A 24,400-nucleotide genomic window follows, 5' to 3' on the forward strand; every position below is an offset into this window, starting at 1 on the left:
TCGGTGACATTCTGGCGATAATAAAGAAGAGTGATATGCAGTGCCCCCGCGAGCGAGAGTGTGCGTGGCCGTCCTCGACGCCGACGCCACGTGAACTCGTTCTCGATCCGTTCGGCGAGGATCGCGTAGTGCTCGGCCGTCATTCCCGTAGTAGTCTGTGTGCGCACCGGCTGGTTCCTTTGCGAAGAGTTTCTGTCGAAGGTTGCTCTTCAATCACAGCGGACCAGCCCGTGTTATCCGTGACCGACACGCACGAATCCATCTCGATCAATCGGATTTTGCATAAGCCTCAATGTGATGGAGTTCTCTGCGGATTCGTGGCAGGCGTCTTCTTCGGGGTTGCAAAGGAGTCTCGCGGACCGGATTGAGGCCCTTGATGCGCTCCTGCAGGAGCTTGAGAGTCTGATGGGTTCGGGGAATATCAGTGGTCAGAGTGCTGACGCGATGCGCGCGTATATTCGGGGAGTGCATGTCCCGATCGTGCAGTCGCTGCTGGTGTGCCTGTCCACGTTCCAGACCGCGATCGGCGTGTACTGGAACGGATACTCCCAGGTTGATACGGACGGGAATTTCCGAGCGTGTCAAATTACCTATGGACGCAGAAGGAGGTCGGCCGCAGCGGTCAACGTGATCTCCCTCCGCCGGAGGCCGGTGAGCGCCGCTTCCGTGAACCAGCGCTCAGAGAGAGTACGCCACTCGCCCACTGTCGGCGATGTCGGCTGGCCAAAATCCGACGAATAGAGAAGATTGCCCACTTCACGAAGCACCGAAAGATGCGCGTCGGTGCCGATTCGGCCGAGCAGGTGCGTCAGCTCAGTGTGCTCGAAGGCGACGTCGAACTCCTCGGTCAGCTCCTGCACGAGAGGACTCGCATTCACCAACGGATGGAACGCATGCGTCACGAGAACTCTCCCTGCATCGCCACGAGCTGCAACTGCGCCGAGAAGCGCCGATATCCGCTCGGCAGGGAGGTGGCCAGTCGCGACGACCGCACCGCAGGACCAGGCCATCTCGATGACCTCCTCCAGCGCGGTAATCACCCGTCTGTTGGTCAGATGATCAAGAAGACTCCTGATGTCGCGCGTCGGGAGCGAGACGATGGGCCGCGGGCGAAACCGCTCACGCCGAAGCAGCCGTTCAAGCGAGCGTGAATCGACCAGATCCGCCCACTGGATGACGGCGACTCCTCCAACCGGGACCCCGTTCAACCTCCACTGCCGGGTGGAGGACAGGGTCTCCCCGTCGTGGCGCTTGACCCAGACGGCGCCGTTTTCGTTTCCGTACTCCCTCACGGCTCCCGCAATCGACGTTCTGCGGCGCACCGCATCCGTGCCGGCGTGGAAGTGAGAGTCGATGAACTCGACCGGCCAACGATCAGCCATCGGAACCTTTCCACGGCGTGGCATAGCCGAACGACCTCCGCGCGTCGGCGAGAGAACTCCCTCCTCGAACGGCCGCCGCGATCCGGCGTTCCGTCTCCTCGACGGACTCCGCCATGGCGAGAACCGTCTCCATCCGGTCAGCGGGAACCATCATCGCGCCGTTGTCGTCGGCAATCATCCAGTCCCCCGGCCTCACGGTGATCCCATCGACGACAACGGGAATCTGCACTGCATCGAATCGAAGCCGATTCTTCGCGCTGACCATCGAGGTGCCCGCGCTGAAGAGCGGATAACCCAGCGCACGGATGCCGGCGACATCTCGAGCGAAGCCGGACACGATCGTTCCCGCGATTCCTCGTGCCTGAGCGGTCACCGTCAGGAGATCTCCCCAGGTCGTGCACTCACGTCCGGTCGGATTGACTGAGACGATCACCGATCCCGGAGGGACATCGTCCACGTACTCCGCGGCGCTGCGGAATTCTTGCCCCGTCGTCTCGAGGAGTGCGTATCGGACGGTGAATGCTGGACCGGCGACACGGGTGCCGGGCGACCGGGCAACAATGCTCGGCAGCCAGGTGCTCGGTTCTCTCAGCCCATCCAACGCATCGGAGACACTCGCCGTATCGACACGTGATCCGCGCCATCCGGACCCACTCATTCGTCATCCTCTCGATAAATTTTCTCGAACACCTCTCGCGCGACATCCAGGGTGGAAGCGCTTCCTCCCAGGTCGTAGGTGACGAACCGTCCCTCCCGCAACACGTCGCCGACGGCCCGCCTGATCCTTTTCGCGCTCGCCGTCTCGCTGAGGTGATCGAGCATCGCCGCCATCGTGAGGAACATCGCCATCGGATTAGCTCGACCGGTGCCGACAAGACGCGGCGCGCTGCCGTGCACGGGTTCGAAGTAGGCGTGTTCCGCGCCGATATTGCTGCTCGAGGCAAGACCCAGGCCACCCATCACACCGGCACCGACATCGGAGAGGATGTCTCCGAACATGTTCTCCGCGACGAGGACATCGAAACGCGACGGTCGAGTCACGATCCACATTGCCGCCGCGTCGACATTGATGATCTCGCTCTCGATACCGGGGAAATCGCCAGCGACGGATTCGAGGACCTCCCTTACGAGGCGAGAACTCTGCCGGAGAACATTCGGCTTATCGGCGACGGAGACGAATCCCCGTCGCGATGACGCCAGTTCGAAGGCTCGGCGCAGGAGGGATTCGAGCCCACTCCGAGTCTGGAGCCGCACTGTCGCCGATGTCCCCGGACGTCCAGACGCGACGGCGTTCGGGTGATTGGCGACGACCGACCAGAGGGGTTCGGTCAGCGGAAACCGGTCGTAACCCGCGTAGAGACCCTCTGTGTTCTCGCGCACGACAACGAAATCGAAGGCTTCCCCGCGAAGGTCGAGGATTGGCCTGATATTCACATTCAGGCTGAGTTGCTGACGAAGCTGAACAACAGGGGACACATACGCGAGAGAAGTGGGATCGAGCCCAGGCGCCAACTCCGCCACCGCCTCCCTCGCCGGTTTGCTGGTGACCGCACCGAGCAGAGTCGCGTCGGAGGACCTGACCAACTCCCAGGTCTTGGCCGGGACTGGATCACCGGCTTCACACCAGCACTCCCATCCGATTTTGGCCGCGACGAGCGTGAGATTCGGACACAGCCGCTCCAGGACCGGCAGAGCGGCCGACATGACCTCGGGGCCAATCCCGTCTCCCGGAAGAACGGCGATCGACTTCTTCGTTCCCCTCATCGCAGATCCTTCTCCAGCACCGTGCCCACGACAGAGGCGACCCGGTCGGGCCGATCGAGATGAGCGCGCATTCCGGCGCCGCTCAGCTCGATGAGCTTGGGAGAATCGCAGCGGCACACATCGTCCCTGCCCGCCAATTGCGACTCGCTTCCCACGACCGCGATATGCCGACCGCCGCCCCCGGAATGCTCGCACGAGTACTCCATTAGCGCCTGCAGCCCGTTGACAAGACGTCCCCTCATCGCACGCTCGGTTCGATACCCATCGTCCTCTCTCGGGGCAGGAATGCCGCCAGCGAGGCTCTCGAGAAGGCCGGCAGCCGGACCAATTCCATCGCGTGCCACGGCGGCGATGACATCCGCGAATCGAGCCCGGAGGCGCTCCGTTGGCTTGCTCGGCGCCGACACAGTGAGGGTGACGACGCCGTCGCTGAGATGAGGACCGAGTTCATGCGCCACTACACCGCCCAGCGCGTTCCCGAGAATGAGCGAGGCCTCGGCGAGCGAGGGGCACTCCGCTCTCCAGTACTCGGCGACCTCCCTGATCGTCGTCGCACCGTCCTCGAACGGAGCGCAGGTGTCGAGCGAGAGCACGTCGAAGCCCGCCTGCTCGAGCTGCGCGCCGATCGCTCCCGGAAAAGCGCGGAATTCACGGAGGACGTGCAGCGGCTCGAAAGAGATCGCAAGCCCTGTCACGAGTCTGCACCGGCGAGAAGGCCTGCGGCCCGCACCTGCGCATGACGGTCCGGGATCTCGGCCAGCCGAGGACTGTGCTCGATCGAGAGATCGAAATAGCCGAGCAGCATATCGGTCACATCGAGACGAGGAGCCGCCTCCACGACGCTTTCACCGAGTCTCGTCGAAAGTTCGAGCACAGAACCCAAATCGAATCGGTCGGATCCGGCGCGGCGTTGCGAAAGATACGCCAGCCATTGCTCCGCAACGAGATTACCCGCCCCTTTTCCCATGCCCAGGACCGCTGAATCCACCCATGTCGCCCCCGCGTCGACCGCGCGGATGGTATTGACGAGTGCCAAGCCGAGATGATTGTGCGCATGCATGCCGACAGCGAGTTCGTGTCCAGAGATCAACGATTCGACTAGCGCATGCACTTCGTCGGGAAGAAGACTGCCGTTCGAGTCCGCGAGATAGAGAGCAGTAACACCGAGGCCGCTGACCGCATTGATAATCCGCCGCAGCCGCTTCGGCGCGACGGTGCTGATTCTCGTCACGTTGATGCAGACGACGTAACCAATTTCGACGGCGCGCTGAGCGCACTCGAGGCTGCGCCGCGGATCTGAGGGCGAAAAGCAGATACGAAGGAGCCGCGCGCCTGCGCTCCATGCTTCATCCAAGTCGTGTTCGCCGAGGTTTCCCGGGTGCACCATGATCCCAATGTGCTCCGGGCCGACCTCGCGAGCCATGGCCGCTATGTACTCGTCATCGCAGTGCGCGGTCAGGCCGTCCGTCAGTTCCGGCCGTGACGACCCCTTCCTGTATCCGATTTCTACCCAGTCGAATCCGCTGGCGACACTGGAACGCGCGTGAGCGAGCGCGTACTCGGGGGAGAAGTTGAAGGAGTTGCGGTAACCCCCATCGCGGAGGGTGACATCGATGTTGGTGATCACAGCATGAGCTCCTAAAGAGTTATGGACGTACTGAGGGGATGCCCGCGGCGTTGCCGGAGGCGGAACGATCGGCCTCACGCTGTGGGCGCAGGAGCACGAGCGCTGCCGAGCAGAGCACGATGACCGCGGTGGCGAACAGGACGAAGGCGGCGCTGTCTCCAATGGCAGCGGCCAGGAATCCCACAGCGAGAGCAGGCACCGAGAGAGCGAGGTACGCCACGATGAAGTAGGCCGCGAGTACCGCGCCGAGCTGCGACGCCGGAGCGGCGAGCGTGACGATACGCGTACCCGTCAGAAAGGACAGGCCGAAGCCGGCCCCGCTCAGCACTGCTCCTGCAACGGCGAGCGGTGCGCTCGCGACGACGGCGCCCGCCGCGGTCATTGCGGTTCCGATCCCAAGCGCGAACATCGCACACGTCGCCGCCCGCCGCGGCGAGACCGTTCGGGCGATCAGCATCCAGACGACCTGGACCACGCCGCCGACGCCCTGGACGGCGAGAACCACGATTCCGGCGACGACGTGTCCGTGAACGCCCAGCAGAGAACTCGCGAGCGTTCCGCCGAGGGCGAGATAGAGCCCTCCGACAGACCACGCGGCTGTGACACAGAACGACGCGACTGCGAAGTCTCGGCGCATCCCCCGCGGAACCGACGGACGCTGCACCTGGAGGAGTCGAGTACCTGTCGCCCGAGCAGTCCGGGGCGACAGCACCGCGACTCCGACCGCAGTGAGCAGGCTCGCGCAGGCGAACATCTCGAAGGGAAATGGAACAGGCCCACCCCAGTCGAGGATCAGCCCGCTCGCCAGCGCTCCGGCCGCTATGCCGAGGGTGCTGACGATGCTATTCATCCCTGCCGCCGCGCGCTGGTCCGAGCGGGGATGCGTCTCGGACAGTGCTGCGCCGGCGGCGCCGGTCGCGATGCCGGTCGCGACTCCCTGGATCAGCCGGGCAAGGATCAGAGCGGGCAGGTCTGGAGCCAGCGCAAGACCCACCATCGATAGGGAGAGACCGAGCATTCCCGCCACGAGAACCGGTCTCGTGCCAACTCGGTCCGAGATTCCGCCGGCGGTCAGGAGAGCCGCGATCACACCCACGGCGTATGCCGCATACGCGAGAGTGATCGCGCCCGCTGGAAGTGACCACTGTGCCTGAAACGCCGAATAGGCGGGCGAGGGGGCACCGCTCGCGGCAAGGGTGATGCCAAGGGCCGTTGCGACGACGACGTAGGGCGCTCGGCGCCGTCGCGGTATCGACTCATCATGGGTCGTCATGGCTTCCTCTCCTCGCAAAATTCCCCCCATCCCTTCAGCCGGAGGTGAGGACCGCACACTATCCTCACGTCGGATCACAAGTCGAAGAGCAGAACGCAGTGGTGAGAAAGGGGTCCGCCTGGGTCGGCGAAGCCCGCGGAGGAGGAGAGACAGATGACTGCACGACTTGACGACATCTCAGTGCGGCATTTGCGGTACGCGCTGGCCGTGGAAGCGGCCGGATCGATCACCGGAGCCGCCGAGAAGTTGCGCGTCGCTCAGCCGAGTGTGAGCCAGCAGATCAGGAAGCTGGAGGCACGCCTGGGTATGCCCCTCTTCGAGCGGACGAGGACCGGCCTGGCCGTCACTCCCGAAGCGCGGGACTTCCTCCAGACCGTCTCGCTTCTTCTCGGAGGGCTCGAAGAAGCAGCGGCGCGATTGAACGGAGTGGGCAGCCCGTGGAGAGTGGGGATCGGCCCCGGGCTCGGCCTTGATGTCGTCGCAGAGGTGGAATCGGCCCTGCACAGCGTGCAGCCTGACGCGCAGATGCAGTGCAGCTCCGACTCCTCCAGCGCGATGATCCGTGCGCTCGAACGCGGGACCCTGGACCTCGCCGTCGTGCGAACCCCGGTCGGCGGCTCCCTTCTCGTCCACGCGTCTCTCGCCAGCAATGAGCTGGGGGTCGTCGTCGGACCGCGGAATCCCCTCGCCCGCGAATCCACCATCTCCTGGGAGCAGCTGCGGAGTTCTACGCTGCTCTGGTTCGACGACGAAAAAGCACCGCGCTATGCCGCTGAAATCCTCGCTCACCTCGCTCGGAATGGCTGGTCGCCCGCACGAGAGCACGGACCTGCCCGCCACGCCCTGTTCCAGCACCGACTCATGACCGACGATTCCCTCGTGGCGCTGCGCCCGGCAAGCACGCGAGGATCCGAGGCTCCGCTCTGCTGGGTGCCGTTCGACGAGGATCCACCCCTCGAGCACCTAGCCCTCGTGGCACTGCGCGGCACCAGTGCGGGCGCGCTGGTCGCGAGGCTCAGAGCCACACCCAGGTAATCGCCTTCGCCGGTGCAACGAATGCGTCTGAGACGGCGCCGACGAGTCTGCGTACGGTGGCTCGTGAACCTCCTCACCGACCGGAAGGACACGACCATGCCCCTCATCTCCATCTCTCAGACCCCGGGTACCGACCCGCAGACGAAGGCGGCCATCCTCCGCGCGGTCACCGACGCATATATCTCGGCAACGGGAGCAAAGCCAGCGAGCGTCTGGGCGACGGTGACCGAGATCGAACGCGACAGCTGGGCAGTCGGAGGCGAGACTCTCGCCGAGAAGGCCGCGCGATCCTAAACACGGGGCAAAGAGGGGGGAGCTGACCATCCGGTCAGCTCCCCCCTCGCGTGCGTTTACGCCGTTCTCGGCCGCGCGAATTCGTCGTACGGCAGAGTGAGGGGCCGCGTCCGTGGAGGCATCCGCAGCACCGCCTCCAGTGCCGGACCGAGCGCCTCGCGCCAGACGCGGTAGCCCTCCTCGTTGACGTGCAGGCCGTCGGGTGAGAACCGTTCGAGTAGACCGCCATCCTCGCCGGCGAGCACAGGCCAGAGGTCGAGATATCCCGCGTGCGCCGTCGGAGCGAATTGCCAGAGGTGGCGGTTGATGTCGCGGATCTGTGCAGCGAACTCGTGTCCGCGCGGCAACACCGACGTGACCAGGAGGCGCACGTCCGGGAGGTCGCGACGGAAGGTCGCGACGATCGTCTCGATGTTGCGAACGATGTGCTCGGTGGTGCGGTGCCACGCCAGATCGTTGGTGCCGACCAGGAGGACGACCGTGTCGGGCTCTTGCGCGACGAGATCGGCCAGCCGCGCGACGACGTCCGCCGTGGTGGCACCGCCGACACCCTCGTCGATGACCGTCGACTCCGTCAGCCACTCGTCCCAGGCTCCCGCCTGGATGATGCTGTCCCCGACGAAGAGGACCTTTCCCAGCCGGAGATCGCACCCCGCGTCCGTATCGGACCGTTCGCTCATCGTGCTCCTCTCATCAGCGTCCACAGCAGCATCGCCACCGACGGACCCTCCCATTGTCACCGCTGCACCCGGCGCCCGCCAGGGGAGCGCTCGCCGCCGGAGTCCGGCAGGTCGGCCGCGGTCGCCGTGATGCGGTTAGCCATACCGTTGAAGATGATGCCGTGGAAGGGCAGGATCGCGAACCAGTAGAGCCGGCCAGCGAGACCCTGCGGAAAGAAGACCGCGCGCTGGGTGTAGAGCGAGCCGCCGTCGTCCGAGGGCTCCGCGCGCATCTCCAGCCACGCACCTCCCGGTACCTTCATTTCGGCGCGCAGACGCAGCAACGTCGGTCGCTCGATAGCCTCCACTCGCCAGAAATCCAATGCGTCGCCGGCGTGCAGCCGGACGGAGTCGCGGCGGCCGCGCTGGAGGCCGACTCCCCCGACGAGGCGGTCCATCCATCCGCGGATCACCCACGCGAGCGGGAAGGAATACCAGCCGTTGGTACCGCCGATCCCTTCGATCACGCGCCAGAGCTTGGCCGGGTCGGCATGTGTGCGCCGCACCTTCAGATCCACGTAGACCGTATGGCCAGCCCACTCCGGGTCGCTCGGCAGCGGATCGCTCGGCGCGCCGACGACCTCGGCGTTCTGCCAGCTCGTCTCGATCTCGCCGGCCTGCATCTTGCCCAGGGCGAGTCGGACCGCGCGGCGGTACGAGGTCAGCCCGCCTTCGGGGTCGGGGATCAGCGAGCGGATGTCCTGCTCGTGCACCACGCAGTCGTACTGCAAGGAGGCGATAATCGGCACTGCCAGCGAGCGCGGGATGGGCGTGACCAGATTGACCCACTGAGAGGCAAGCCACGGCGTGAACACGGGCAGCGACGCGATCGGACGTTGCCGCAGGCCGGCCTCCACGGCGTAGCCGTTCATCATCTGGCCGTAGCGCAGCACGTCAGGCCCGCCGATGTCGAAGGTGCGGTTCAGCGTGCGGTCCTCAAGCACGGCGGCGCCGATCAGGTAGTGCAACACATCACGCACCGCAATCGGCTGGATGAAGTTGCGCACCCACTGCGGCGCGGGCATGTAGGGCAGCACATCGGTAAGGTGGCGGACCATCTCGAAGGAGGTCGAGCCGGAGCCGATGATGACGCCGGCCTGCAGCGCGATCGTCGGCACTCCCGATTCCAGGAGGATCCGGCCCACCTCGGCCCGCGAGCGCAGGTGCTTCGAGAGTTCCTGGCCCTCGGGGTGGAGTCCACCGAGGTAGACGATGCGACCGATGCCGGCGGCTTTCGCCGCGGTAGCGACGTTCTGCGCGGCTCGGCTCTCGATTTCCTCGAAGTGGGCGTGATCGCTCCCCGACCCCATCGAGTGCACCAGGTAGTAGAGGATATCGACGCCCTCGAACGCTGCGACCAGCGACTCCGGATCGGCAAGATCACCCTGGGCTACCTCGACCTCCTCCGCCCACGGCACGTCGACGAGCTTGCGCGGATCGCGCACCAGCACCCGCACGCGGAACCCGGCCTCGAGCAGGCGCGGCGTCAGCCGACCGCCGATGTAGCCGGTCGCGCCGGTGACGAGTGCGAGAGGGCGCGCCGTTGCGGAGTCGGAAAGGGGTGCGCTCATAGGGCCACGCTACGCGGGCGACCCCGCAACCTCTCCGGCTGGTGCGTGCCTCCGCCCCCTGCTAGGCAGTGCTTGCGGGCGAGTGGGATCAGACGATCCCGAGCACCTCGCGCACCCGCAGCACGTCATCGTTCATCTGCCGGATCAGCGGTTCGACGCCCTCGTAGGCGACCTGCCCGCGGATGCGCCCCACGAACGCCACATCGACCACGCGGTCGTAGAGATCGAAAGTCTCGAGCATCTGGTCGAGCACGTAGGCCTCAACCTGTTTCGGCGGCACCCCCGTGAAGGTCGGGTTGCTCCCCACCGAGATGGCCGCGGGATGGGTCACGCCGTTGGTCGTGAGCCGTCCCGCGTACACGCCGTCCGCGGGGATGAGCCCCTGGGACTGCGGGGAGAGATTGGCGGTCGGGAAGCCCAGCTGGCGTCCGCGCTTGGCTCCGTGCACCACGACGCCGCGGACGACCGGCTCGTGTCCGAGCAGCCGCGTCGCATGCTCGACGTCGCCCTCAGCCAGCAACTCGCGGATCCACGTGGACGAGACGCGACGGCCGTCCTCCGGCCGCACATCATCGATCAGCTCGACCTCGAATCCCTGCCGCGCACCCAACGAGCGAAGCAGCTCGACGTCACCCGCACCGCGCGCGCCGAAGCGGAAGTCTGAGCCGACGAGCACCACCCGCGCCTCAAGCGCATCGACGAGAACGTGCTGCACGAACTCCTCGGGCGAGAGCGCACGGAACTCCTCATCAAAGGTAAGGAGCAACGTTGCATCGACGCCGGTCCCGGCCAGCAGCTCGAGTTTTTGCTCGTTGCCGACGAGCGCAGGCGGGCACTTCTCGGGGGCGATGACGCTGAGAGGATTGCGATCGAACGTGACGACCACCGCAGCGAGGCCACGTTCACGGGCGCGCTCATGCAGCGTCCCGATCACCGCGCGATGGCCCGAGTGCACACCGTCGAACTTGCCGATGCTGACCGCGGAGGGGCCGATCCCCGTGAGATCGCCGGCCCGGGTCTCGACGCGCATCAGACGGCCGCTCGCTGGGCGCGCAGCCCCTGGGCGCGCAACCACCAGAGCCCGAGCACGGGCAGTACGAGCGGGATGAGCAGGTAGCCCGCCCCGAACGCAGCCCACACGGTCGACTGACGGCCGAACGGGTCGGCGCTGGCCAAGCCGAGCAGGTGCGGCGCCAGGAGGCTGAGCGCACCCACCACGAGCACGCCGACCAGCTCGAAGGTGATAGTCACCCAGGCGATCCGCTGCCAGGCCCGGCCCGGGGCGATGAGAGCAACGGTTGCAACGAGATAGACGACCGCCGACAACGCCGAGAGCGAAAAGGCGAGCGGCGCCTCATCGAAGCGGTCGAGGATCTGGAAGACCGAGCGTCCCGTCGCGGCGAGCGCGAGGATCCCGTAGACGACGACGAGTAGGCTGCCAAGCCCACGCGACCGAGCGGAGCGCGGTGCTCGGCTCGGGTCGGCGCTTCCGGCTGCCACGGGGCTACGGGGGTCGTGAGTGGCCCGTCCGGACGCATCGCTAGCTGGTTTCGACATCGCACCTCCATGCTAGGCGCTCGCTGAGCGCGGCTCGGCGGTGGCGCCCGTTCAGGCGATCTGGACGAACCAGATCTGGTGCATCCGAAAGACCATGACCGCGATCGACAGGCAGGCGACGCCCAGGATGACCGTGCTCCAGCGGCTGCGCTCGATCAGCGCCCAGAAGCCAGCGGCCAGCGGCAGCAGCAGGGCCGAAATCAGGTAGATGTAGTACTCCAGCAGACTGCCCGAGGGCCGGTTACCCACCAGCGGCGAGACGATCGCGACCGCGAGCTGCACGATCAGCAGAAGCTCGACGATCGCCGTTGCCCCCACCGAGACATCGGACGGGCGCCGACCGAGCAGTCCGAGCAGGAGGCAGAGCAGGCCGGCCACAACGGCGATCCCCACCTGGAGCATCGTGAACCACTCGATCACGACGCGTCCGTCCGGACCTCGCCGGTCGGGAAGTTGACGACGCTTTTCAGCTGAGTGCCGCGGCGCTCGGCAAGGCCGATCAGGCGTTCCCCCGGGCCGACGGCAGCGAGCAGGCCCTCCACGCCGACGGCCTCCTGCGGCACCGGGATGCGCTTGCCGTTGGCGAGGTCTGCCGCCACCCTGGCGTCCAGGCGCAGGAGCGGAAAGAGTTCACTTGCGACGACGATCGGCTGCAGCAGGGATGCGGGGACATCGAGCTCGTCGATGTCACCGGCCTGCGCGACGGTGAAGGGTCCGACCGCCGTCCGGCGTAGCGCGGTGAGGTGCCCACCGACGCCGAGCGCGGCACCCAGATCGCGGGCGAGGGCGCGAATGTAGGTGCCGGATGAGCAGGTGACGCGCACGTCGAGGTCGAGGAAGCCGTCGACCTCGCGCCGGGCGAGAACGTCGAAGCCCGAGACCGTCACGGGGCGCGCCGGGAGCACGACTTCCTCCCCGTTCCGAACCCGAGCGTAGGCGCGGCGGCCGTCGACCTTGATCGCGCTGACGGCGCTCGGGACCTGCTCGATCGCGCCGGTAAGGGCCGCGACCGCGGCGGCCACCGCCTCCGGGGCGAGTGCGGCGGCGAGACCGGGCTCGGCGGAATCGAGCAGCTCGCCCTCTTGGTCGTCGGTGGTGGTCGAGGCGCCGAGGCGGATCGTCGCCTCGTACTGCTTGTCGAGCCCCACCAGGTAGGTCAGCAGCCGCGTCGAGGCGCCGAGGCCCAGGATCATCAGCCCGGTCGCCATCGGGTCGAGCGTCCCGGCATGGCCGACCTTGCGCGTGCCGGCGCGACGACGGGTCCGCGAGACAAGATCGTGGCTGGTGATGCCGCCGGGCTTGTCCAGCAGGAGAATCCCGTTCGGAGCCACTGACGCGGACGGAGGTGTCGACGCAGTCGGCGCCGTTGAAGCCGGGAGGGGGGTCTCGAGCACGGGTGTGACGATACACCGGCGGATCGCGAGTTCTCCCGCCTGACGCCGCCCACCGTGTCCACCCGACCTAGGCTGTGCGGGTGAGAATCGCAGTACTCGGAGCGGGCGCCATCGGCGGGACGATCGCCGCTCTTCTCGACCGCGCAGGGCACGACGTCGAAGTGACCGCCCGGGGGGCACATCTCGCTGCGATCCGCCGGTCGGGCCTCCGCCTCGACGGCGCCTGGGGCGAGCACACCGCCTGGGTCCGCTGCGGCGAGACCCTCGACCTCGTCCCCAACCTCGCTCTCGTGTGCACGAAGGCGCAGGATGCCGAGGACGCGTTGCGCGCGAACCGGCGGACCATCGACGGCACGCTGGTCGTCGTGGTGCAAAACGGCCTCGACGGGCTCGCGGCTGCGGCCCGGCAGGTCCGCGAGGCGCGGCTGGTCGGTGCCTTGGCACTCTTCGCGGCGAGCCACCTCGAGCCGGGCCGCGTCAGCGTCACCACCCCGGCCGCAACGACACTGGGGATCCCTGGCCGACCCGCCGACGACGACGTCCGGCGCGCTGCAGCCATCCTCGGGGAGGCCGTGCCGACGGCGATATCCGACGACTTCCTCGGGGCGCAATGGACGAAACTCCTGATCAACGAAGTCAACGCTCTGCCCGCAATCACCGGCCTCCCTGTGCAAGAGACCATTGCCGACCCGGGTCTGCGCCGAGTCCTCGCACGGGCGCTGCGGGAGGCGGCGCGCGTCGGCCTCGCCGCGGGAGTGCGCTTCGGCGACCTGCAAGGCTTGACGCACGGGTTTATCCGCGCGCTGGCGGCTGCTCCGCTACCCCTCGTCGAGCTGCTCCCCCGTCGGATGGCCGCTCGGATGGGCGACGTGCCGAACCCCGGATCAACGCTGCAGAGCGTCCGCCGCGGCGTGCCGAGCGAGATCGACCACTTGGCCGGCGCGATCGTGCGCACGGCCCATCGCGGTGGCTGCGAAGCTCCGGTCAACGAGTTACTGGTCGAACTCGTGCACGAGGTCGAGCATTCCGGCGCCTTCCTCCCGCCCGCCGAGGTCATTCGCCGGGCCACCGACATCTGACGGTGCCGTCGCGTTCGTTCCCGAGGCTGAGAAGCCGAAACGAACGCCTGGAGAGGAGAATTCTGGCTCTCCACCTCGGTAACGAACACCGGCTCCCCGACGCCGCCCTCAGCAGGAGTCGGCGAAGAGACGCCGCGGTTGCTCCGGGTCGCGGATGTCCACCAGGATCGGCGCGAGTCGGCGCGGGTCGGTGCTCGCCCGGTAAGCCGCATCGACGGGCGGCTCTTGCGTGTCGAGGCGGATGCTCGTGTTCCAGGCACCGCGCAACTCCGGCCGCAGCGCGAACTGGCCGTCGACCAGGAGCACCGCATCGCGCCCAGCCGTTCGCCAACGAGCCTGCCGCACCTCGTCGCGGACCGAGTCGAAGCCCGCGAGCACGAAGCCGGTACTACCGCCGAGCCTGAACGGATCGAGCAGCACCCGTCGAAACAGCTCGTAGTCGTAGCAACTGAGGTACGCACGCTGCTCCTCAGGCATTGCGTGGTCGTCGCGCTCGGCCCGTGGCCGCTGGAAATCGGCGAGGTGGGCGACCATCGCGTCGTGCCCGGCCCGCTGCAACGCCTCGGCCAGCTCGACGGCGAACGGGCCGCTCACCGCCGGATCGTCGCCGTCGATACCGATGGCCACCCGTCCGCGCCCGTAGTTGTGCAGCACCTCCGCCGCGAGAGCGTCGAGCACATCGGCCTTCCGGGGAGCCCACCTGGTCATTCGTCCACGATACGCGGCAGCACCTAGGGTGATCAGGTGCCTCCCGCCCTCGCCGACGCGATCGTCGCCTGGTTCCACACGAGCGCACGCGACCTGCCCTGGCGCCGGGAGGGCTTCCCCGCCTGGGGGACACTGGTCAGCGAATTCATGTTGCAGCAGACCCCCGTCGTCCGCGTGGTTCCGCGGCTCGCCGAGTGGCTGGAGCGATGGCCGACGCCCTCTGCCCTCGCGTCCGTGCCCCCCGGAGAGGCGGTGCGGGCGTGGCAGTCGCTCGGTTATCCGCGCCGGGCGCTTCGTCTGCACGCCTGTGCGGTCGCTCTCGCCGAGGAGCACGGCGACGTGGTCCCGGACGATGTCGATGCTCTGCTCGCGCTGCCCGGCATCGGCGACTACACGGCGCGCGCGATCGCCGTCTTCGCTTACGGCCGTCGGCATCCGGTCGTCGACACCAATGTCCGCCGGGTCATCGCCCGAGCGGTCGACGGAGCCGCCGAACCCGGGCCGCCGCGCACGAAGCCGGACCTCGCCGCCATGGCCGCACTGCTCCCCGAGCCACTTCCCGAAGCCGCGGCCTTCAACGCGGGGATGATGGAGTTGGGCGCAACCGTCTGCACGGCACGGGGCCCGCGCTGCGACGTCTGCCCCATCCGCGATCTGTGCCGGTGGCGCGCCGACGGCTACCCGGAGCACACCGGCCCGGTCAAGGCCCGACAGAAGCGGTTCGAGGGCTCTGACCGCCAGGTTCGCGGCCTCATCCTGGCCGAACTCCGCGCCGAGCACGGGCCGGTAACGGCGGCACAGATCGAGACTGTCTGGACCGACGCAGACCAGCGGAGTCGCGCCCTGGCCGGGCTGCTCGCCGACGGCCTCGCCACGGGCGGACCGGATGAGGGCTACCTGCTCCCCGGCTCCTGAGCGCTCCCGACGCCGCACGGAGCCTGTGTCGTCGTCCTGAATCGGTCGACGTCGCCACAGGCTCCGCGGTTGTCGGACTCGGCGCCTACTCCTCGTCCTCGCGCGGCTTTACATAGGGGTCGGCGTCGCCCGCGTAGTCTGCCTGCGCGGCGAGCGACTGCACCTGCGAATCCTGACTGCGCGCGGTGGCCAGCAGGTCCTCAATGTGCTTCGCGTTCTCGGGGAGGGCGTCGAGGATGAACTCGAGCGACGGCGTGAGTCGCGCGGTGATGTTCTTCCCGACTTCGGTGCGCAGCATGCCGGTGGCGGCCTTGAGGGCGGCGGCCGAGTCGGCTCGCTCCTCGTCAGTGCCATACACCGTGTAGAACACGGAGGCGTGCTGCAGATCACCGGTGACCTGAACGTCAGTGATGGTGACGAAGCCGAGTCGGGGATCGCGGAGTCCGCGCTCGAGCCGCTTGGCAACGATCACCTGGATACGTTCGGCGAGCTTCCTCGCCCGTGCCGGATCTGCCATGGCTGGTCCTCACCTTTCTCTCGACGAACCGTTCGGCTCGCCATCTAACCACTCCCCGGCAGGGCCGCCGGTTCTCGTGTTCCTGAAACGTCGATGCCCGTGAGTGTGGGGCTTCGTTACGGCTCCCCCTCGGAGCTGCGGTAGCGCCCGTTGGAGGGTCCACCCCTCCGGAACAACGGTGCCCCCTCCGATTCCTCCCACAGGGAGGGAGGGGGTCTCGTCCTCTCGCGCCTGGCTCGGGCCTGGCGGGCGGGCCGCAGGCCCGCGGGAAGGCGCGAGAGGACGAGAGTCCCCCTCCCGATCCCCACAAGAGAACAGACGCAAGGAAACGCACGGAAGACCCGGGCGGACCCGGGCCTTCCGTGGATCAGGATCAGCCTCGCGGCTTCTCCTTCATCTCGATTGTCTCGATCTCATCGCCGATCTGGATGTCGTTGTACTTGCCGAGACCGATACCGGCCTCGTAGTCCGTCCGCACCTCGGTGACGTCGTCCTTGAAGCGACGCAGCGACTCGATGGCGAGGTTGTCCCCGACCACAACGCCGTCACGGATCACGCGCGCCTTCGAGTTGCGGGTGATCGTGCCGGAGCGGACGATGACACCCGCAATGTTGCCGACCTTCGAGGAGCGGAACACCTCACGGATCTCGGCGACACCGGACTGGACCTCCTCGAACTCGGGCTTGAGCATGCCCGTGAGCGAGTTCTCGACCTCTTCGATCGCGTTGTAAATGACCGAGTAGAAGCGGATGTCCACTCCTTCTCGGGCAGCACGCTCGCGCGCCTTCGGGTCGGGGCGGACGTTGAAGCCCACGATGATCGCGTTGTCGATCGTCGCGAGGTTGACGTCCGATTCCGTGATCGCACCGACGCCGCGGTGGATGATCCGCAGCTGCACCGAGTCGTCGACCTCGATCTTGACGAGCGACTCCTCCAGCGCCTCAACGGCACCGGAGACGTCGCCCTTGATGATGAGGTTGAGCGACTCGACCTTGCCCTCTTCGAGAGCTCGGGTGAAGTCCTCGAGCGAAATGCGCTTGCGGGCCTTGGCCAACAGGGCGTTGCGCTGAGCGGCTTCGCGCTTCTCGGCGATCTGGCGTGCCGTGCGATCCTCCTCGGTGACGAGGAAGGTGTCGCCGGCGCGGGGCACGGACGAGAGTCCCTGCACCTGGACCGGACGCGAAGGGACGGCCTCGAGCACGGCGTTGCCGTTCTCATCCGCCATCGCACGGACGCGGCCGTAGGCCGTTCCCGCGACGATCGCATCACCGACGCGCAGCGTTCCCGACTGGATGAGGACGGTCGCGACCGCACCGCGTCCCTTGTCGAGCTTCGCCTCGATCGCGACGCCGCGTGCTTCCTTATTGGGGTTGGCGCGCAGGTCGAGTCCGGCATCCGCGGTCAGCAGCACGGCGTCCAGGAGGTCCTGGATGCCGGTGCCCGCACGGGCTGACACGTCAACGAACATGACGTCTCCGCCGTACTCCTCGGCGACCAGTCCGAACTCGGTCAGCTGCTGGCGCACCTTCGCCGGGTTGGCCTCGGGCTTGTCCACCTTGTTCACCGCGACCACGATCGGCACATTGGCCGCTTGGGCGTGGTTCAGCGCCTCGATGGTTTGCGGCATGATGCCGTCGTCCGCCGCGACCACGAGGATCGCGATGTCCGTGACCTGGGCACCGCGGGCTCGCATGGCGGTGAACGCCTCGTGACCCGGGGTGTCGATGAAGGTGATCGGGCGCTCGATGCCCTCGTGCTCCGCGACGACCTGGTAGGCACCGATGTGCTGCGTGATGCCGCCCGCTTCGCCGGCGACAACGTTGGCGTTGCGGATCGCGTCGAGCAGGCGCGTCTTTCCGTGGTCGACGTGACCCATGACGGTGACGACGGGGGGACGAATCTCGAGGTCCTCGTCCGTCTCGTCGTCGAGTTCCTGCTCGAGGTCGAGTCCGAAGCCCTCGAGGAGCTCCTTGTCCTCGTCCTCGGGCGAAACGACCTGGATCTTGAAGCCGAGTTCGGAGCCAAGCACCTCGAAGGTGGCCTCGTCGAGCGACTCGGTCGCCGTAGCCATTTCGCCGAGGGCGAAGAGGACGGTGACCAGGTTGCCGGGGGGCACCGGCACGCCGGTCATGGCCTCGATCTTGTCGGCGAAGTCCGAGATCGACGCGCCGCGGCGTAGACGGATGATCGTCTTCCCATCGCCGCGGGGGACGCTGACGCCGCCGAGCGACGGAGCCTCCCTGAGTTCGAACTCCTGACGTTTCGTGCGCTTGGACTTGCGGGCCTTGCTCTTGCCGCCACCGCGACCGAAGGCGCCAGCGGTGCCACCGCCAGGACCACGACCACGACCTCCGCCGCCACCGGGACGCGGTGCGAAGCCACCGCCACCACCAGGCGCACCACCGGGACGCTGGAAACCGCCGCCGGCAGGTCGGCCGGCACCGCCGGGACGTCCGGCGCCACCGCCGGGACCGCCGGGACGCTGGCCGAAGCCGGCTGGGCGCTGACCCATTCCGGGCCCGCCGGGACGGGGCACGCCGGGACGCGGAGCAGCGGGGCGGGGGATGTTGCCCGGGGTCGGACGTGATCCCATGCCCTGCGAACTGGCAAAGGGGTTGTTGCCGGGGCGCGGGGCGGCGGGACGCTGTCCCATGCCCTGGTTGCTGGCAAACGGATTGTTGCCCGGGCGGGGGGTGCCGCCGGGGCGGTTGGAGCCGCCCGAGGCGCCGCTGGGGCGCGGGGTGTTGGCGACGGGAGCCGGACGCGGGGTCGCGGGCTTGGGTCCGCCGGGCGTGATGGGGCCGGAGTCCGGCTTGTCGGCTGCCGCCGGAGCCTCGGTCGGAACCGACGTCTCGGACTCGGCCGGAGCATCCTTCGCGGCCTGGGCGCGCTGTGCCGCCGCAGCCTCTTGAGCGGCTTGCGCCTGCGCCTGGCGCTCGGCGACGGACATCGGCGGGGCCGGCGCCGGAGCGGGCGGCTTCGCAGGACCGGGCGTCGGCGCGGAGGGGCGGGCGCTCGAAGGACGCGGCGCTCCCGGGCGGGCGGGAGCGGACGGGGTCGTCGCCGTGGACGACGTGCCGGCGCTCGCTCCGCCTTGGCCCTGCAGGGCCTCACGAAGCTTGCGGGCGACCGGGGGTTCGATGCTCGAGGACGGTCCCTTGACGAACTCGCCGAGCTCTTTCAACTTCGCAAGTGCGACCTTGCTATCGACACCGAGTTCGGATGCGATCTCGTGTACGCGTGGTTTTGCCACTTCTCTCCTGTCTTGGGCCTGCACCCAAGACGGGAGCAGGCGTCACGAACGGACGGGTCTCATTTCGAGCCGCTCATCAGTTTTCGCTCATGATCAGTTCACGGGCCGTTCTGCCTGTTCTCTCTGGTTGATCGTGCGCTGCACCGGCTCCTCAGGATGAGGGGCCGAGCCGGTCGGAACGCGCATGATGTACTGCTCTAGTTCGCTCGTGTCCACGCTCTCGCGCGTATGGAACGCCCTGCCAAATGCGCGGCGCTTGACCGCACGTTCGAAGCAATCGGCGTCGTCGTGAAGCCACGCTCCCCGACCAGGCCGAACGGCACGCGGATCAACCGCGAGGACATTCGAGTGGAGGATGAGCCTCAGAAGTGAGGCCCGAGGGGCGCGCAGACGGCAGCCGACGCACGTTCTGACGGGTTCCACCCTACCCCCTCGTCCGCGGGAGCGCTCCCCTGACCGGCTGATGCTCCCGGATCATTCCCCGTCCATCACCGAATCCGGCTGGATATCGATCTTGGCGCCCGTCAGCTTCGCGGCGAGACGGGCATTCTGCCCCTCCTTGCCGATGGCGAGCGAAAGCTGGTAGTCGGGGACGAGCGCCCGGACCGCCTTGAGGCTCTGATCAATCACGAATGCGCTGGTCACCTTGGCGGGTGAGAGGGCACTGGCGACGAAGGTCGGCAGGTCGGAGGAGTAGTCGACGATGTCGATCTTCTCGTTGTTGAGTTCAGCCGTGACCGCGCGGACGCGCTGTCCCAGCTCTCCGATGCAGGCGCCCTTGGCATTGACGCCGGGCTCGGTCGCACGCACCGCGATCTTGGTGCGGTGGCCCGCCTCGCGAGCGAGCGACACGATTTCGACCACTCCGGAGGCGATCTCGGGCACCTCGAGCGCGAACAGCTTGCGCACCAGGGACGGATGGGTGCGCGAGACCTGGACCGAGGGACCCTTGGCCCCGCGGCCGACGCTCGTCACGTAGACGCGAATCCGGCGGCCGTGGCTGTAGTCCTCGCCGGGAACCTGCTCCTCGGGCGAGAGAATCGCCTCGATGGAGCCGAGGTCAACGTGGATCATCCGCGGGTTAGGGCCCTGCTGGATGACGCCGGCGACGATGTCGCCCTCACGCCCCTTGAATTCGCCGAGGACATGTTCGTCGGCGATATCGCGCAGGCGCTGGTTGATGACCTGTTTCGCGGCAAAGGCGGCGATGCGGCCGAAATCGCGCGGGGAGTCCTCGGCCTCGCCGATCACGGCGCCCTCGTCGTCGAGCTCGGGCACGAAGACGGATACGTGGCCGGTCTTGCGGTCGAGGTGCACTCGGGGATCGACCGCGGTCGACGTGTCGGCGTCATCCCCCTGGCCGATGTGCTTGAGGTAGGCGGTAAGGATCGCCTGCTCGATGATCTGCACGAGTTCCTCGAAGGGGATCTCGCGCTCGCGCTCCATGAGGCGCAGAACGCTCAGGTCGATGTCCACGGCGGGCCTTTCTCTCTATTCACTTGGCGTCGCGAGTCGCGACCACGTCGAAGTCCGTCTCCGACTCAGACGCTGCTGATGCACGCGGTCCGGGCGTCGGGACCATTGAGCTTACCCGACGAGCCGGGTGCCCGAGGGGGCCGGCTCACGCGCCGAGGCGAGCGAGCGCCTCGGCGACGGGGAGTTGCTCGCGCTCTCCCGAGCGGCGATCCCACAGTTCAACGACGCCGTCGGCCACCCCGCGTCCGGCGATGACGATGACCGGGACGCCGATCAGCTCCGCGTCACCGAACTTCACGCCCGGCGACACCTTGGGACGGTCGTCGATCAGAACGTCACGACCCGCCGTCTCCAGCGCGACGCCGACCGACTCCGCGAGTTCGAGGGCCGCCACATCCTTGCCGGTCGCGATCACATGCACGTCGAAGGGAGCGATGTTCGCAGGCCAGAGCAGGCCGCGCTCGTCGTGGGTGCTCTCGGCGATGACCGCCAGGATGCGGGTCACTCCGATGCCGTAGGAGCCCATCGTGACGGTGACGAGCTTGCCGTTCTCGTCGAGCACCTTCAGGCCCAGGACGTCGGCGTACTTGCGGCCAAGCTGAAAGACGTGGCCGATCTCCATGCCTCGGGCGGTCTCGATCGGCCCGGAGCCGTCGGGCGCCTCGTCCCCGGTGCGCACGTCGGCGACCTCGACGGTGCCGTCGCCTGCAAAGTCGCGGCCCGCCACGAGGTCCAGGACGTGCTGCCCCGAGACGTTCGCGCCGGTGATCCAGGCAGTGCCGTCGACCACTCGCGGGTCGAGCAGATAACGGATGCGGGTGACCGAGTCTTCGCCCAGCACCGCGCCGTCGGCGGACCACGGGCCGATGTAGCCCTTGACCAGTCCGGGATGCTTCGCGAAATCCTCCTCCGACGCCGCCTCGACCAGGGCCGGAGCGAAGGCGACCTCGGCGCGCTTGAGATCGACGTCGCGGTCACCGGGGAGACCGACGATCACGAGTGCGCGGCTGCCGTCGAGCGTGGTGAGCGCGAGTACGACGTTCTTGAGGGTGTCGGCGGCAGTCCAGGCGCGACCATCAGGGCGAGGCTGCATCTCGTTCGCGAGATCGACGAGCGTCTGGATGGTCGGAGTATTGGGCGAATCGAACACCCGCGCCTCCGGCTGCCCCTCGATCGGTACTGCTGCGGGCACAGGAGTGCGATAGGCCTCCACGTTCGCCGCATAGCCGCCGGCCGAGCGGACGAAGGTGTCCTCACCGACCGGGGTGGGGTGCAGGAATTCCTCGCTGCGCGAACCGCCCATCGCCCCCGCGTCAGCCTGGACGATGACGTACTCGAGTCCGAGGCGAGCGAAGATCCGCTCGTATGCGTCGCGCTGGCGCTGGTAGCTCGCGTCGAGCCCAGCATCGGTGGCGTCGAACGAGTACGCGTCCTTCATCGTGAACTCGCGTCCACGCAGGAGGCCAGCACGGGGGCGGGCCTCATCGCGGTACTTGTCCTGGATCTGGTAGATCGACAGGGGTAGGTCCTTGTACGACGAGTAGAGGTCTTTCACGAGCAGCGTGAAGAACTCCTCGTGAGTCGGCGCGAGCAGGTAATCCGCGTCCTTGCGGTCCTTGAGGCGGAACACGCCGTCGCCGTACTCGGTCCAGCGACCCGACAGCTCGTAGGGCTCTCGCGGCAGGAGCGCGGGGAAGTGCACCTCCTGGGCGCCAGCCGCCTCCATCTCCTCGTGGATGATCCGCTCGATGCGGCGCTTCACCCTGAGGCCCAGCGGCAGCCAGGCGAAGACGCCCGGCGCCTGGCGACGGATATAGCCGGCGCGCACAAGGAGGCGGTGGCTCGCGACCTCCGCCTCGGCCGGGTCCTCCCGGAGCGTGCGGACGAACAGATGCGAGAGACGGGTGACCACAAAGGACGATCCTATCGGCAGTCCTCTCCCGGCCCGCGAGAGCGTTCTGCGGCTCTCACTGCGGAATGCGCGAGAAGACGAGCGCCCCACCCGTACCCTCGAGCAGGATGTCGTCCGCTGTGCCTCCGACGCTCATCGGCCCGGGCAGCAGCGCGCGCAGGCGGATGGCAGCGGGGCTGGGAGCGTCGGAGCAGCTGTCGAAGCCGGTCACCTCGGCACCCGGCGCGAGAGTTCTGCCGTCGATCTGGTACGTCGCGCGGACAACGAGGCAGTCGGTGCCGACCACGAGGGTGGGTGTGCCACCGACCCGCTCCGAGCGCAGGCGTACACGCGCGTCCTCGACCCAGGCTGTGTAGGGGGTCTCCCCCGACGCCGCGGTCAGGACCCAGCGATCGCAGCCGAAGGGGTTCGCTGGAGTGCGGCTCTCGACGCACTCACCGGCCTGCGACGAGGGCCCGGTGCGCAGCGCGGCGACTCCGGAGGCGAGGAGGGTCACCGCCACCACGCCGAGGGCGAGACGCAATGCGGGGCGGACCATCGTGATCCGCCCCCGACTCAGTTCGCGCCGACAGTCACGACCGGCGCACCGGTCGACGTCTCCTCCGGCGGCATCTCGGCGGCCAACCGGTTGGCCTCCTCGATCAGCGTCTGCACGATCTCGGCCTCGGGCACGGTCTTAATGACCTCGCCCTTGACGAAGATCTGGCCCTTGCCGTTGCCCGAGGCGACACCGAGGTCGGCCTCGCGGGCCTCGCCCGGACCGTTCACGACGCAGCCCATGACCGCGACGCGCAAGGGGACGCTCATGCCCTCGAGGCCCGCAGTGACATCATTCGCGAGCGTGTACACATCGACCTGGGCACGCCCGCAACTCGGGCACGAAACGATCTCGAGCTTGCGCTCGCGGAGGTTGAGCGACTGCAGAATCTGCAGGCCGACTTTGACCTCCTGCGCCGGCGGAGCCGACAGGGACACGCGAATGGTGTCACCGATCCCCTCGCCGAGCAGAATGCCGAATGCCGTCGCCGACTTGATGGTGCCCTGGAACTCCGGGCCCGCCTCGGTGACGCCGAGGTGCAGCGGCCAGTCACCGCGCTCGGCGAGCTGACGGTAGGCCTTCACCATCACGACCGGGTCGTTGTGCTTGACCGAGATCTTGAAGTCGTGGAAGTCGTGTTCCTCGAAGAGGCTGGCCTCCCAGACGGCGCTCTCGACAAGTGCCTCGGGGGTCGGCTTGCCGTACTTCTGGAGAATGCTCGGCTCCAGCGAGCCGGCATTGACGCCAATACGGATCGAGACTCCCGCGGCCTTTGCGGCAGCGGCGATCTTGCCGACCTGGTCGTCGAACTTCCGAATGTTGCCGGGATTCACGCGGACGGCAGCGCAGCCCGCGTCGATGGCCGCATATACGTAGTTCGGCTGGAAGTGAATATCGGCGATGACCGGGATCTGGCTCTTCTTCGCGATGATCGGCAATGCCTCCGCGTCATCCCGGCTCGGCACCGCCACGCGAACGATGTCGCAACCGGAGGCGGTCAGCTCGGCGATCTGCTGGAGCGTCGCGTTGATGTTCGTCGTCGGAGTGGTGCACATCGACTGGACGCTGACCTGCGCGTCACCGCCCACAAGCACCTTGCCGACCTTGATCTGGCGGGACTTGCGGCGGGGGGCAAGGGTCATGGGGACCTTGGGAAGACCCAGATTCACTGCTGGCACGCGCCCCATCGTACGCGCGCCACGAGACACGCCGACCGCTCGCCGCGTCTTCCCAGCCGTGGCAGCCGGGGGGAACCCCGACCGGCCAGGGCGCCCGCAACTTCTGGCTCCCCCGCCGATCCGGGGTTCCCTCGCCCGCGCCGCGACGCGCGCCAGAGGCGCCGGCAGAGAACCAAGGCCGAGGCACACGGGGGAATCGCGTGTCAGC

The 24,400-nt window shown here is 67.6% G+C and carries 24 protein-coding genes; 4 read left to right on the forward strand and 20 right to left on the reverse strand.

The annotated features are described in order from the left end of the window. Positions 1 to 590: 590 nt before the first annotated feature. Genes B0H03_RS17070 through B0H03_RS08110 form a run of 6 tightly spaced genes read right to left on the reverse strand, consistent with a single transcriptional unit; the run spans position 591 to position 6,046 of the window. Positions 591 to 1,382, reverse strand: coding sequence for a DUF6282 family protein (locus B0H03_RS17070; protein WP_104264414.1), 792 nt, complete (start codon positions 1,380 to 1,382; stop codon positions 591 to 593). Beyond that, complete coding sequence (locus B0H03_RS08090) at positions 1,375 to 2,040, reverse strand: RraA family protein (protein ID WP_104264413.1); 666 nt, start codon at positions 2,038 to 2,040, stop codon at positions 1,375 to 1,377. The genes B0H03_RS17070 and B0H03_RS08090 overlap by 8 nt, the downstream gene beginning before the upstream one ends. Continuing rightward, on the reverse strand, positions 2,037 to 3,146 hold the full coding sequence (locus tag B0H03_RS08095; protein WP_104264412.1) for an isocitrate/isopropylmalate dehydrogenase family protein: 1,110 nt from the start codon (positions 3,144 to 3,146) through the stop codon (positions 2,037 to 2,039). Before B0H03_RS08095 ends, B0H03_RS08090 begins: the two co-directional genes overlap by 4 nt. Then, the gene (locus B0H03_RS08100; RefSeq protein ID WP_104264411.1) at positions 3,143 to 3,841 is read right to left on the reverse strand and encodes a hypothetical protein; all 699 of its coding nucleotides are present in this window, start codon (positions 3,839 to 3,841) and stop codon (positions 3,143 to 3,145) included. The genes B0H03_RS08095 and B0H03_RS08100 overlap by 4 nt, the downstream gene beginning before the upstream one ends. Continuing rightward, positions 3,838 to 4,851, reverse strand: a complete 1,014-nt coding sequence (locus B0H03_RS08105) for a beta/alpha barrel domain-containing protein (protein WP_165827981.1) — start codon at positions 4,849 to 4,851, stop codon at positions 3,838 to 3,840. The genes B0H03_RS08100 and B0H03_RS08105 overlap by 4 nt, the downstream gene beginning before the upstream one ends. Further along, a complete protein-coding gene (locus tag B0H03_RS08110) occupies positions 4,793 to 6,046 on the reverse strand; it encodes an MFS transporter (protein WP_160487286.1) in 1,254 nt (417 codons plus the stop codon). Before B0H03_RS08110 ends, B0H03_RS08105 begins: the two co-directional genes overlap by 59 nt. A 153-nt stretch (positions 6,047 to 6,199) precedes the next feature. On the opposite strand from B0H03_RS08110, the gene B0H03_RS08115 reads away from it, so the two are divergent. Both B0H03_RS08115 and B0H03_RS08120 read left to right on the forward strand, forming a co-directional pair. Further along, positions 6,200 to 7,081 (forward strand): LysR family transcriptional regulator, encoded by an 882-nt coding sequence (locus B0H03_RS08115; RefSeq protein ID WP_104264409.1) that lies wholly within the window; start codon positions 6,200 to 6,202, stop codon positions 7,079 to 7,081. Between the two features lie 96 nt (positions 7,082 to 7,177). Beyond that, complete coding sequence (locus B0H03_RS08120) at positions 7,178 to 7,375, forward strand: tautomerase family protein (protein WP_104264427.1); 198 nt, start codon at positions 7,178 to 7,180, stop codon at positions 7,373 to 7,375. 56 nt (positions 7,376 to 7,431) lie between these two features. On the opposite strand, the gene B0H03_RS08125 is transcribed toward B0H03_RS08120, so the two are convergent. The 6 genes from B0H03_RS08125 to truB all read right to left on the reverse strand — a co-directional run bounded on the left by B0H03_RS08125 (position 7,432) and on the right by truB (position 12,553). Then, the gene (locus B0H03_RS08125) at positions 7,432 to 8,055 is read right to left on the reverse strand and encodes a GDSL-type esterase/lipase family protein (RefSeq protein WP_104264408.1); all 624 of its coding nucleotides are present in this window, start codon (positions 8,053 to 8,055) and stop codon (positions 7,432 to 7,434) included. Between the two features lie 56 nt (positions 8,056 to 8,111). Beyond that, entirely contained in the window at positions 8,112 to 9,665 is a 1,554-nt protein-coding gene (locus B0H03_RS08130) for an SDR family oxidoreductase (protein WP_104264407.1), read from the reverse strand. An 88-nt stretch (positions 9,666 to 9,753) separates the two neighbouring features. Continuing rightward, a complete protein-coding gene (locus tag B0H03_RS08135) occupies positions 9,754 to 10,695 on the reverse strand; it encodes a bifunctional riboflavin kinase/FAD synthetase (protein WP_104264406.1) in 942 nt (313 codons plus the stop codon). Continuing rightward, positions 10,695 to 11,222, reverse strand: coding sequence for a hypothetical protein (locus B0H03_RS08140; protein ID WP_202130013.1), 528 nt, complete (start codon positions 11,220 to 11,222; stop codon positions 10,695 to 10,697). The genes B0H03_RS08135 and B0H03_RS08140 overlap by 1 nt, the downstream gene beginning before the upstream one ends. A gap of 51 nt (positions 11,223 to 11,273) precedes the next feature. Then, on the reverse strand, positions 11,274 to 11,642 hold the full coding sequence (locus B0H03_RS08145; protein ID WP_104264404.1) for a hypothetical protein: 369 nt from the start codon (positions 11,640 to 11,642) through the stop codon (positions 11,274 to 11,276). Then, positions 11,639 to 12,553 carry a tRNA pseudouridine(55) synthase TruB gene (gene truB, locus B0H03_RS08150; protein ID WP_104264403.1) on the reverse strand — a complete coding sequence of 305 codons (915 nt, stop codon included), beginning with the start codon at positions 12,551 to 12,553 and terminating at the stop codon, positions 11,639 to 11,641. The genes B0H03_RS08145 and truB overlap by 4 nt, the downstream gene beginning before the upstream one ends. Before the next feature lie 143 nt (positions 12,554 to 12,696). Here truB and B0H03_RS08155 point away from each other — a divergent pair, with 143 nt between their 5' ends. Beyond that, positions 12,697 to 13,695 (forward strand): ketopantoate reductase family protein, encoded by a 999-nt coding sequence (locus B0H03_RS08155; protein WP_104264426.1) that lies wholly within the window; start codon positions 12,697 to 12,699, stop codon positions 13,693 to 13,695. 108 nt (positions 13,696 to 13,803) lie between these two features. On the opposite strand, the gene B0H03_RS08160 is transcribed toward B0H03_RS08155, so the two are convergent. Further along, complete coding sequence (locus B0H03_RS08160; protein WP_127843925.1) at positions 13,804 to 14,403, reverse strand: nucleoside/nucleotide kinase family protein; 600 nt, start codon at positions 14,401 to 14,403, stop codon at positions 13,804 to 13,806. A gap of 36 nt (positions 14,404 to 14,439) precedes the next feature. Here B0H03_RS08160 and B0H03_RS08165 point away from each other — a divergent pair, with 36 nt between their 5' ends. Next, the gene (locus B0H03_RS08165; RefSeq protein WP_241560409.1) at positions 14,440 to 15,318 is read left to right on the forward strand and encodes an HhH-GPD family protein; all 879 of its coding nucleotides are present in this window, start codon (positions 14,440 to 14,442) and stop codon (positions 15,316 to 15,318) included. An 85-nt stretch (positions 15,319 to 15,403) separates the two neighbouring features. Here B0H03_RS08165 and rbfA read toward each other — a convergent pair whose 3' ends face one another. From rbfA to ispG, 7 genes are all read right to left on the reverse strand, one after another. Next, positions 15,404 to 15,835, reverse strand: a complete 432-nt coding sequence (gene rbfA, locus B0H03_RS08170; RefSeq protein ID WP_104264401.1) for a 30S ribosome-binding factor RbfA — start codon at positions 15,833 to 15,835, stop codon at positions 15,404 to 15,406. A gap of 373 nt (positions 15,836 to 16,208) precedes the next feature. Further along, positions 16,209 to 19,088 carry a translation initiation factor IF-2 gene (gene infB, locus B0H03_RS08175; RefSeq protein ID WP_104354300.1) on the reverse strand — a complete coding sequence of 960 codons (2,880 nt, stop codon included), beginning with the start codon at positions 19,086 to 19,088 and terminating at the stop codon, positions 16,209 to 16,211. 93 nt (positions 19,089 to 19,181) lie between these two features. Further along, positions 19,182 to 19,511: a YlxR family protein gene (locus tag B0H03_RS08180; protein ID WP_104264400.1), complete on the reverse strand. Its 330-nt coding sequence runs from the start codon at positions 19,509 to 19,511 to the stop codon at positions 19,182 to 19,184. A gap of 51 nt (positions 19,512 to 19,562) precedes the next feature. Then, entirely contained in the window at positions 19,563 to 20,564 is a 1,002-nt protein-coding gene (nusA, locus tag B0H03_RS08185) for a transcription termination factor NusA (protein WP_104264399.1), read from the reverse strand. A gap of 145 nt (positions 20,565 to 20,709) precedes the next feature. Further along, complete coding sequence (locus tag B0H03_RS08190) at positions 20,710 to 22,476, reverse strand: proline--tRNA ligase (RefSeq protein ID WP_104264398.1); 1,767 nt, start codon at positions 22,474 to 22,476, stop codon at positions 20,710 to 20,712. Between the two features lie 55 nt (positions 22,477 to 22,531). Next, positions 22,532 to 23,014, reverse strand: coding sequence for a hypothetical protein (locus tag B0H03_RS08195; RefSeq protein ID WP_104264397.1), 483 nt, complete (start codon positions 23,012 to 23,014; stop codon positions 22,532 to 22,534). Positions 23,015 to 23,031: 17 nt separating this feature from the next. Beyond that, positions 23,032 to 24,192, reverse strand: coding sequence for a flavodoxin-dependent (E)-4-hydroxy-3-methylbut-2-enyl-diphosphate synthase (gene ispG / locus B0H03_RS08200; protein WP_181075040.1), 1,161 nt, complete (start codon positions 24,190 to 24,192; stop codon positions 23,032 to 23,034). Between the last annotated feature and the right edge of the window lie 208 nt (positions 24,193 to 24,400).

Origin of the sequence: Rathayibacter iranicus NCPPB 2253 = VKM Ac-1602 (assembly GCF_003149025.1) — a bacterium.
GTDB classification, from domain to species: Bacteria; Actinomycetota; Actinomycetes; order Actinomycetales; family Microbacteriaceae; genus Rathayibacter; species Rathayibacter iranicus.